The organism is Vibrio sp. 1180_3 (assembly GCF_029478545.1).
In the GTDB taxonomy this organism is placed as follows: domain Bacteria; phylum Pseudomonadota; class Gammaproteobacteria; order Enterobacterales; family Vibrionaceae; genus Vibrio; species Vibrio aestuarianus.
This window is the reverse complement of the sequence record NZ_SJFM01000032.1, coordinates 39,290-48,719: the sequence shown is the minus strand read 5'-3', so window position 1 is coordinate 48,719 and position 9,430 is coordinate 39,290. Positions and strand designations below refer to the sequence as shown.

Here is a 9,430-nt window from a genome sequence, read left to right as displayed (position 1 = left end):
TGCTCGAACAAGGTTTGCCATTCTTGGTTGGTGCGTCGTTTTACCATTTCAAATCTCCTTGAGGTTGGAGGTTTGATCGTATAGCGTGCTGAAGTTGATTAGAATGCGGTGTTTATGACGCGCTTACAATACAGTCACATATAAGGAAGTTGCGTATTGTGACTGATATTTGTTAATAATAAGAGTATTGAGATCAGTTTTGAACAGGTCTACGACAAAAATGCTGATATTACACGATGTTTAAATTGGCCCAAACTAAGTTCGTCGAATACGCTGATAGACTCATTTCTATTCACATTACGACTGTTGGTACTACCCCACAATAATTTTGCGTTCATTGTATTTCGTTCTTCTAACAAACCATTTTTTTTTAGATTAGTACATATAGATTTCGGCTCAAATTCTAGCGTACTTGCTATTTTTACAAACATACAAGATTCTGGAATGTCTTGTTCAATTTGCTCAGAAAACTCAATCAGGTTTTGCTCTGCAAAAGTAAACAACCACGCCTGTTGGTTGGGGGCATGATTAACTCGTAATATTCGCCCTAGTATTTGTCTAAAGTAGAGCTCAGTCTTTACAGCACTCATATGACAACAAACTTGTAGACGAGGTATATCCGTGCCTTCGCTAATCATTCCAACACTCACAATCCATTGAACATCACTTTGACGATAACGCTCTATTTCAGCTAAAGGTTCTTCGTGGCGGTAGGTGACGATTGAGACTGTTTGAGCATACTTTTCAGAAAGTATCTTTTTAATTGTTTGCGCATGTTGAACAGATGAAGCAACAACCAGACCTCCTGCATTTTCCGAATGGGAACGTATCTCTGCGAGCTTTTTGCAACCGAGTCTAAGCAAGTATTCCATCGCTTCTTGGTTGTGTATGACGCTCTGATAAGAAGCTTTAGTTTGCTTTAGCATCTCAAGAATCGACGAAAACGAGTCAGCTTTTCCGTCACGAGTTATTGATAAATGTTCATTATCAACGAGTACAATTTGGGGTGCTCTACAAACATAATCAACTATAGCTTGCTTGAGAGAGTATTGATAGTCGACCAAGATCTGCCCATCAGGGTCGCTATACTGCGCCATCACTATCGGTAACGCATCTGAACGCCAAGGTGTACCTGAAAGCGCTAAGGTGTAGGTAGCCAGTCCCTGAACCTTGGTAAGGATCTGTTGCCCCCAAACGTTTGCTGTTTCATATTCGGCACCAGAGCAATGATGTATCTCATCAAACACTACAAATACTCGATGGTTACGTAACGTCTTCCAAAAATCATCATTAAGGAATTGAATAGATTGGTAGGTTAGCGACTGCCCGATGGAGCCCAGTCCACCGTTAAAAGTACAATTAAGAGTCTCTGCAAAGGTTCTTTTTATTCCATCTGAAACAGTTAATGACGGAGAGAAGCATAGTACAAGATCGACCATATCATCATGCAACAATCTTGAAGCAACTGTTGCTGCAAGTACGGTTTTTCCTGCCCCTGGAGTTGCTTGGCAAAAAAAATGTGATTGGTTGGATTTAAATTTCTGTAACGCTTTTTCAGAACACTCTACCTGCCATTTTCTTAACACGGTTGACTGTCCTTAGAGAGAGCTTTAAGGATATTGGTTAATCCATTTACCTTTCCAAGCAAGTGCGCTGAACGTTCTTGAGCTCGATATAATAGTGGGGTTATACGATTCTCAAGTTCTGGGAAGCGACATCTTAGTGATTGGTATTCATCTATTTCACCGAGCACTATCTCCAACTCACCCTTGCACTCGTTGCTCTCACGAAACAAGACTGAGTAATCAGGAGTGAATTCTTTTCTTAAAGTTTCACGTTGAATTTTTTTTCGAGGTGCTACTTGAAGCTCTCTGAACTGTTCGGTTTGAAAGTACCTTTTATTTCGTCCTTCCTCTTTGCTTATCAGCCAACCCCTTTGTTGGTATTGCCATATTTGACGGTAAATTTTCTTCCGTGCTTCATTAAGGTTTTGTGTGCCTTCTTCAGTGTTTAAAGAAGCATCTCGTGCTTCCATAACCGAAAAACCATCCATTCTTTTTTCAATCAACAGCTTATGCATTACTGCACTGATTTTTTTAGAACGTTTCATGTAGTGCTTATATTAACCAGAATACTAAGGATTGCTTAGTATACAGAAATCAGTAAAACTAAGAAAATCTTAGTTATGTAGAATCTGAAATATGAATAATAAGTGTCGTTCGACAACCCAATCCCAATACGTCTCAAAGACGCGCGAAAAAAAGCAAACCTATCCCAAAAAGCATTGGGGGTTTGTATAGGTATGGACGAGAGTTCTGCAAGCCCACGCATGAATCAGTACGAAAAAGGGAAACACACACCAGATGTTCGAACCCTGAAGCAATTAGCGGATGAGTTAGGCGTGCCTCTAAATTACTTTTTTTGTGAGGATAAGAGTTCTGCTGAGCTAGCTTGTTTGATTGCAAAAATGAGTGAAGAGAAAAGAAAAGAACTTATCAGTAAGTTGACAAGTTCTGAGGATGATTAAGATTTATCGTATGAGATTGAATTGATAAACCATTCTTTTACACCTTCAGGTGTTTTAACCTCGAACTCATCATCAACTTCTTTTTTAAGTAAGGCTCGAGCCATCGGTGAGTCTATAGATATGTAACCTTTAGCATCACCATAAATTTCTTCAGGTCCTACGATGCGAAACTTTTTCACATCCCCATTATCATTTTCAATCTCGACCCACGCACCGAAGAATACTTTGCCTTCTTGCTGTGGTGAATAATCAACGATGGTGACATCAGGTAAGAACTTTCTTAAAAAACGAACACGGCGGTCTATTTGACGAAGTAAACGCTTGTTGAAGGTGTAGTCGGCGTTTTCAGAGCGATCACCAAGGCTTGCAGCCCAAGTAACAATCTTAGTGATTTCTGGGCGCTTCTCATGCCACAAATGATCATGTTCAGCTTTGAGTTTGTTATAACCTTCTCGGGTAATCAGTTTGGTTTTCAATTCAAGAACCTTGGTATCTATAAGTGTTGTAAGGCTTTTTTGATGGCATCAAGAGTTGCTACAGGAAAAACAGACTTCTGCTCATCAGATGAAACTATACTTCCGTTTTTCCCAAGCTCCAATTTATTACGTCTCAAAAACTCAGATGAGAGAAGATATTCAAGTGCGCTTCGTTCCAGTTCAGTGAGCTTAATCGATGCAATGGATACGTCGACGTTATCGAACACTTCAATGACTTGATTGATAGGTACCACTTCATTTAGTAACCGCTCCGCTTCCTTTTTCTGGGAGTAAAGAATGTTAGCTTGAAGCTTAACTACCGGATCGTCGAGTTCATCTATCCAAGCGTACATCTTACTTTTCGAGGTATTTCGTGCTGGTCGTGGTTGATCTTTAGTTGAAGAGTTGAAGCAAGCAATTAAGGTTCGGTACGATTCACCCGTTTTGTTTCGGATACTCTGTGCCGCTGGAACACCTCGCCATTGCCCTAGGCGGGCAATCGTTGAATAACTAAAGTCGTTCAATCCACGCTCTTGTTGTTCTTTGCATATGGTGAACACGGCATCAAGTGAGTTCTGTACCCGAGATGAAGCTTTCTTTTTTAGCTGATTCAGTACTTGTTCGGGAGTAATCTCTGACATGCTAACCGATCCTTTTTAGTGGTTTCGACTTCTCAAACAATTCACGAATCGTCTTTTCGTCGAACTGGTTATCTATCGATAAGTCTTTTAAGGTCAAACTACCATCCATAAGACGGTCTACATTCTCCCAGCCTTTCAACCTTGTCAGCATCAAATCTGTTAACTGGTTTCCTACTAAGAGTTGTTCTTCTTCTGACAGTAAAAAGAGTTGCGGCTGAATACCGTTTTTAACCATCATTTTGTCGACCATTTGGGAGCGTCTGGTTACTGCCAAATCATCGCTACAACTATGGTATAGTTCAGCGTTCGAGCACACCTCTGATAGTTGGTGGAAATTGCTTACTTCATCTAGCTCTACACCTAATGTGAATTCACGAGGAACAATAAGTTGGTAGTGATTCGCAGTATTTTCAGGTGGTTTGCGCATAAGAATTTGACAATTATGGATATGTCGGTGAATCGCGTTCATGTCTGAGAGGTACAAATCTAGCTTCTTCGCTCGTGTTTCAATTTCTGAGTTCAAGTGCATACGCTCCCCAACTAACTCACGCCTATCAGACTCTAAAGCCGATTTCTCTGAGTTATCCACTTTCATTCTGTAAAGTTGGTGATCAATGACATCAATCTTCTCGGCAATATCATCAAGCTTCTGCCCAAGCGAAGTGTAACGTATAGACTGGGTATTTACGGCTAAGCTTATCTCATTGAACATGGCGGCAAGTCCAACCAAAAAAGCAGGACCTGTAATAAAGAATCGACACTGAAAACAGTTCTGCTCACCTAAGTAACCTGCAGGTACTGAGTGATATATATTGGCTTTTGTCGCTACAGGGTTGCCGCCTTCAGAGCAAAATGCACCTCCCACAGGGCAAATACCAAAATCTTTCCAAAGGTAACTGGAAGCTGGTGTGGCATTGTTGAGTAAATTGAGTTGATTCCCAGAGGAGCCAACCAACTGTGATTTAACCTCCTCAATTCTCTGCTGTTCAACAAATGATTTGAGCGTTTGAGTCGCCTTGTTTAATGCATCTTTCTCACCTAACTCCATCTTTTCTCGTAAGTTGGCTCCGGTTTTATCGCTCTTGAGGTAGTAGATAGACATAATGATGCTAGAGTGACCGACCAATTTCATTATGATTTCCAAGGGAATACCGAACTCGTACGCGTATGCGTTAATCAAACTGACGCGCATTGAATGGGGTGTGTAAGGAGACTTAAAATGTGAGAGGGCAATTTCAGTATTATCTTTGAGTTCCGCTATAGCCTCTGTGTATGATAATCCTCTGTAGGTTGCTGTTGTATAGTCACTTTTAGACGAAAAAAAGAGCGCTGCTGCGAGTCTAGACGTTAAACGCCCACTAAAAGTCCCAGGTTCTTGTTCTCTGTAATCCCTAAACAGAAAACAGTTAGCACCTTTTTGTTTACGCTGTGTTTCATTCAGGTTGGTGCGCTCACAATCAGACCACTTGGTCGGCTCCTCAATTGGATTGTACTTTTGCTGCCATTTTCTGAGTTTTATCAACCAATATGCCAGCTCTATCGGCATAAAAGGAATAGTATAACCTGAGCCATCAAACTTGGTTTTATTGGAGGTGTAATGGACGCCAAACTCATCTTTGCCAGACTTGCTTACCATAGCTTGTCTGACGGTCAAGCCGACTAACCTAGTTTTATTCTTCTTCCATATTACCTGACCATTTTTAAAGTCTGCGACTTCCGAATCTGCCTCACCAGAATCACAATAAACGATTTGCATTCCTCGAGCTGGTAGCTGCATTAGGGAATAGGTATAAGTCCAATACATAGGAAGCCAAAGGTAAGATTTTCCATCCTCAACTTTAAACACACAATCAGGGTCTTTTTTATCCAATAAAGATTCATCATCGACTAGAACCCAATCTGCTGGAAAATTATGTAGGTGCGCCAAATCTGAGAAATTTAGTCTTTGAGTCATTGAATCGGCGGGAAAGATCCATTCACGACCTTCCTTAACGTACTGATAGGGTAACGCTAATTTATTGGTTTCACTGATACTTTGACAATTAGACTCACCATTATAATTGATGTGCCCTAAAGGGTTTTTTGCCCCTTTGATATAAGTGACCTCTCCCGTTTCCTCATCTTCAATGATCAAATAGTTCAATATGACCCAATCCAAAAACTCATTGATCGAGTAAATCCATTTTTTCTTACGTGTAACTGGTACTTGCTCTAGTAAGTTGAGCATTGATTGAATATTCGTTGATTTACGAGTCAAGAACTCTAGGGGGCATTTTCCTAGTTCGTTCGGTTCAATATATTCACGCACAAATTCACATAAATCTTTCGCTTTTGTATCTCCGCCGCGAGCTACTTTCAGAAACTCTGTTATTTTCTCTGCCCACAGTTTCCAATCTTCAGTAAAGTATTTTACTTGGTAGGGTCTTGGTATTCCCCAAAAGTCATACGTGTTCGTCCAGCCTTTTCCTTTGTAATATTCTTCTGGTTTTACAGGGATTCTTGGGTCTTGGGATGAAGTTCTGAATTCTCGGTACTTAGATAGAGTGGTGATATTATTTTTTCTAACTAAAGCTTCTAGTTCTTTATAAGAATATGGTCGCGGGATATTCAAAGCATCAAACCAATCGGTCCAATCATGAATTGTTTTCTCTGGTTTAGAAGGGAGGTTGTGGTGTACTTTCCTCGCTTCTTTATATTCGACAGAATTATTAATTTTCAGCGCATTACACCATGCTTTAAATGATTTTAAATCTAGAATTTTTTCCGGCTGAAGGAAGTCCCACCAACTACGCCAATCTGCTGCATATATTCGCTCCGGCATCGCCGGAAGACTGCGATCTTCTTTATATCTAACTCGATACTCAACTATGCTGGTGATGCCTAGAGCCTGTACAGAGGCACGTGCAGCTTCTATTTTTGAATAATGCACCTTTTCTTTCCTAGAAAAGAAAGTAGGCCAATTTATCCATTCATCTTTGTAAAAACGTTGAGGGTTTGTAGGTAGTTTCTTATCCTCTCGGTAACGTTCTTGATATTCATTAAATGAGTTGATCCCAAGTACTTTTACTGCCTTGATTGCTTCACTTATTGTTGGATAGAAACCCTTTACTTGTTTTCCAAGGAACCAGCACCATCCGCGCCATTCATGAGCATAGGTTCTTTCAGGTTTTGATGGTAATAAATGGTCTTCTGTATAACGAAATCGATATTCATTAGAAGACTTTATGCCTAGTTTTAATGTTGCACGACGAGCTTGCTTGAGCGTACAATAATTTTTCTTCACTGGTTGACCAAGAAACGCTAGCCAATTCATCCAGCTTTCTGAGTAAAAAATGTAAGGCTTGGGGGGCAATGATTGGTCTTCTCTAAAGCGTGCTTTATACTCTACCCCGTTTTTAATACCGAGCTTTATCGCAGCCATAGACGCTTTTTCGATAGTCTCGTAATATTCTTTCTTACACTTGTTTAGAAATCGCTCCCAAGATATCCATTCCGTGGAATAATATTCTTCTGGATTAGCAGGTAACTTTAAGTCCTGAACATGTCGCAGTCGATAATCAGATTTGTTTTTGATCCCCAACTTTCGCACTGCTGAAGAGGCATACCTGAGCTGGCCATAGAGCTCACCATCTTCACCTCTAAGAAAGTGGGGCCAACTAATCCAATCGCTTGCGTATACCTTGTCAGGGTTTGCAGGTAACTTTGGATCTTCTTTGTAACGATGTTGATATTCACTAACAAACAAGATTTTTAGTTTTCGGGCACTCTTTTGAGCCTCATGCAAACTCGAATAAAGAGCTTTTTGTTTTTTACCTAGAAAATGTGACCAATTTTTCCATTCTGAACTATAGGTTCTATTGGGGTTTGATGGTAAGTGATCATCTTCCTTGTAACGCAGAAAATATTCACCTCTTTTCTGTAAATTAAGATTTGCAACTGCTTTCATTGCTTCATGCATTGAAGCATAGTGTGTTTTTTTCTCGGGAATCCCTAAAAAATGGGACCAACTAATCCACTCATTTATATAAAATTGTTGTGGTGTGGCAGGAAGCAGGGGATCTTTCTTGTAAGAATAGTGATATTGATTTGGAGAGCAGAGTCCTAGTTTTTTAGCTGCTAAAGAAGCTTCCGACAATGTTTTATATCTATTAAGCTTCATTCAGTAGCCCTCTCATTCTAGCTCGAACATCTTCATGTGTAGGTTTTAAATACACCAAACAGCTGTCGGGGCTTTTATGATGCATAGCTTTCTGAATATCTAACTGAGAGAAGCTATTTTGACTTAATCTATAACCATAAGAGTGACGATGTGCATGTGGCGTAGTCCCAAGCATCTTCATGGATTCAAGACCAATCCTTCGAATTGCTCTTTTGTACTTCTGTATGAAATTTTTTTTACTTTCCGGCTTAACTTTTGAGTTCAAAAATAAGAAAGGAGATTCAGAATCAGGTCTAGTCGAAAGGTATTTTTGCAGTAATAAAGTAAACTCAACAGCTTTACTTGCTGGATAAAACATGACATCAAAAGACAGATTGCGATTTGTAAGCAGAGGTCCTTTCCAGCCAGCATAGAGCCTATGACTTCTCGGGTACTCATTCCTTGGGTTCAGTTGATATTTATGTGCTAAGTATTCACTTCGTTTACTAAAACGATTATCTGGAGACTTACCATCACTAGGATGGAAAACCGATATGAGTGCTGAACCTGATTGCGGATCTATTGATATATCACCGGTATATATGTGGAAACACTCTGACAGTCGCAGCCCACCGAAATGCATTAACATCACGATCAATTGACTAGCATAATCCGGCTCCCCTGAAGCAGAAACAAACCCATGTAGAAGTAGGTCTTCAATTCGATCCTCAGGAAAGCGATATACTTCTTCTACATCAACAAAATGTCTCTCAGGTCCGCGAATTACTCTAGCAAGCGAAAATTGTTGGGTAGATGGTTTAGTTAAGTGATTCAGAAAGCTACGACTATGCCTCCGATAGTAGGCACACCACTGCATACATTCTTCTGCATGAGTTGCTTTTCTTAAAGGATTTAGTTTTGGTAGACCTATGCCATGAATGGTGTCTAGATAGTCGCAGTACTCTGTAATATGGTGAAGAAGTACATTAACGTCTTCATTACTGCGAGGAGACCAAAATAAACCTGAACTATCTTTACCGTCTTGTATCGTCCCAAATTGTAATGCTTCGACAAACGCTCTGAGCAACGCTGTAGCAGTTGAGAAGCTTACTATTTGCTTTTCAATAAATTTCAAGAGTAGTTCAACAGCAAAGGTGTTCCTTTCTATCCAAGATGGTGATTTTGCTCGGCTGTTGTATAAAAAGCGTAAGTGAGAAAGTAGCAGCCCACTGTCAGTGAAGATTGCAGGGAAAGAGAGCAAAGAGGCTCTATAGCCGACTTTGTAGTTGACTCGACGTTTTAGGACAAAACTCATTTATCGCGCTTAGACTGAAAATCATTCCATCCAGATAAACTTGAAATGTAGTATCGAGTCATATTTATAGACTGGTGCTTGAATGACCTTAATGCTTCTTGTTCAAATTTCTTCCCATTTGAGCGGTCCGCACTAACAAATTTTAAAAACTCGCTCCAGCTTTTCCATTGTTTGCCACTTTTCATACATTACCTCATAGAACTAAGAAATCCTTAACATACTACTTAGTATATAGTTGATACCTCTTACCTTTGCCAGTGTGAAGTTGAGAGCGTTCAATCTCAGAGATTAAAGAACGTTTGTGTAGAAATAGTATGGGTAATAGAGTAGAAC

The 9,430-nt window shown here is 40.0% G+C and carries 7 protein-coding genes; 1 reads left to right on the top strand and 6 read right to left on the bottom strand.

The annotated features are described in order from the left end of the window. Window positions 1–209: 209 nt before the first annotated feature. On the bottom strand, window positions 210–1,586 hold the full coding sequence (locus EYW48_RS16935) for a DEAD/DEAH box helicase family protein (protein ID WP_277432706.1): 1,377 nt from the start codon (window positions 1,584–1,586) through the stop codon (window positions 210–212). Beyond that, a complete protein-coding gene (locus EYW48_RS16930) occupies window positions 1,580–2,110 on the bottom strand; it encodes a hypothetical protein (protein ID WP_171980801.1) in 531 nt (176 codons plus the stop codon). Before EYW48_RS16930 ends, EYW48_RS16935 begins: the two co-directional genes overlap by 7 nt. Before the next feature lie 102 nt (window positions 2,111–2,212). On the opposite strand from EYW48_RS16930, the gene EYW48_RS16925 reads away from it, so the two are divergent. Beyond that, window positions 2,213–2,527 carry a helix-turn-helix transcriptional regulator gene (locus EYW48_RS16925; RefSeq protein WP_171980800.1) on the top strand — a complete coding sequence of 105 codons (315 nt, stop codon included), beginning with the start codon at window positions 2,213–2,215 and terminating at the stop codon, window positions 2,525–2,527. Here EYW48_RS16925 and greB read toward each other — a convergent pair. The 4 genes from greB to gmtY are packed head-to-tail and all read right to left on the bottom strand — an operon-like array spanning window position 2,524 to window position 9,097. Continuing rightward, entirely contained in the window at window positions 2,524–3,003 is a 480-nt protein-coding gene (gene greB, locus EYW48_RS16920; RefSeq protein ID WP_171980799.1) for a transcription elongation factor GreB, read from the bottom strand. The genes EYW48_RS16925 and greB overlap by 4 nt on opposite strands. Window positions 3,004–3,020: 17 nt before the next feature. Beyond that, on the bottom strand, window positions 3,021–3,644 hold the full coding sequence (gene gmtX, locus EYW48_RS16915; protein ID WP_171980798.1) for a gamma-mobile-trio protein GmtX: 624 nt from the start codon (window positions 3,642–3,644) through the stop codon (window positions 3,021–3,023). Between the two features lies 1 nt (window position 3,645). Beyond that, entirely contained in the window at window positions 3,646–7,803 is a 4,158-nt protein-coding gene (locus tag EYW48_RS16910) for a VPA1269 family protein (RefSeq protein WP_176245578.1), read from the bottom strand. After that, a complete protein-coding gene (gmtY, locus tag EYW48_RS16905) occupies window positions 7,793–9,097 on the bottom strand; it encodes a gamma-mobile-trio recombinase GmtY (RefSeq protein ID WP_171980796.1) in 1,305 nt (434 codons plus the stop codon). The genes EYW48_RS16910 and gmtY overlap by 11 nt, the downstream gene beginning before the upstream one ends. Between the last annotated feature and the right edge of the window lie 333 nt (window positions 9,098–9,430).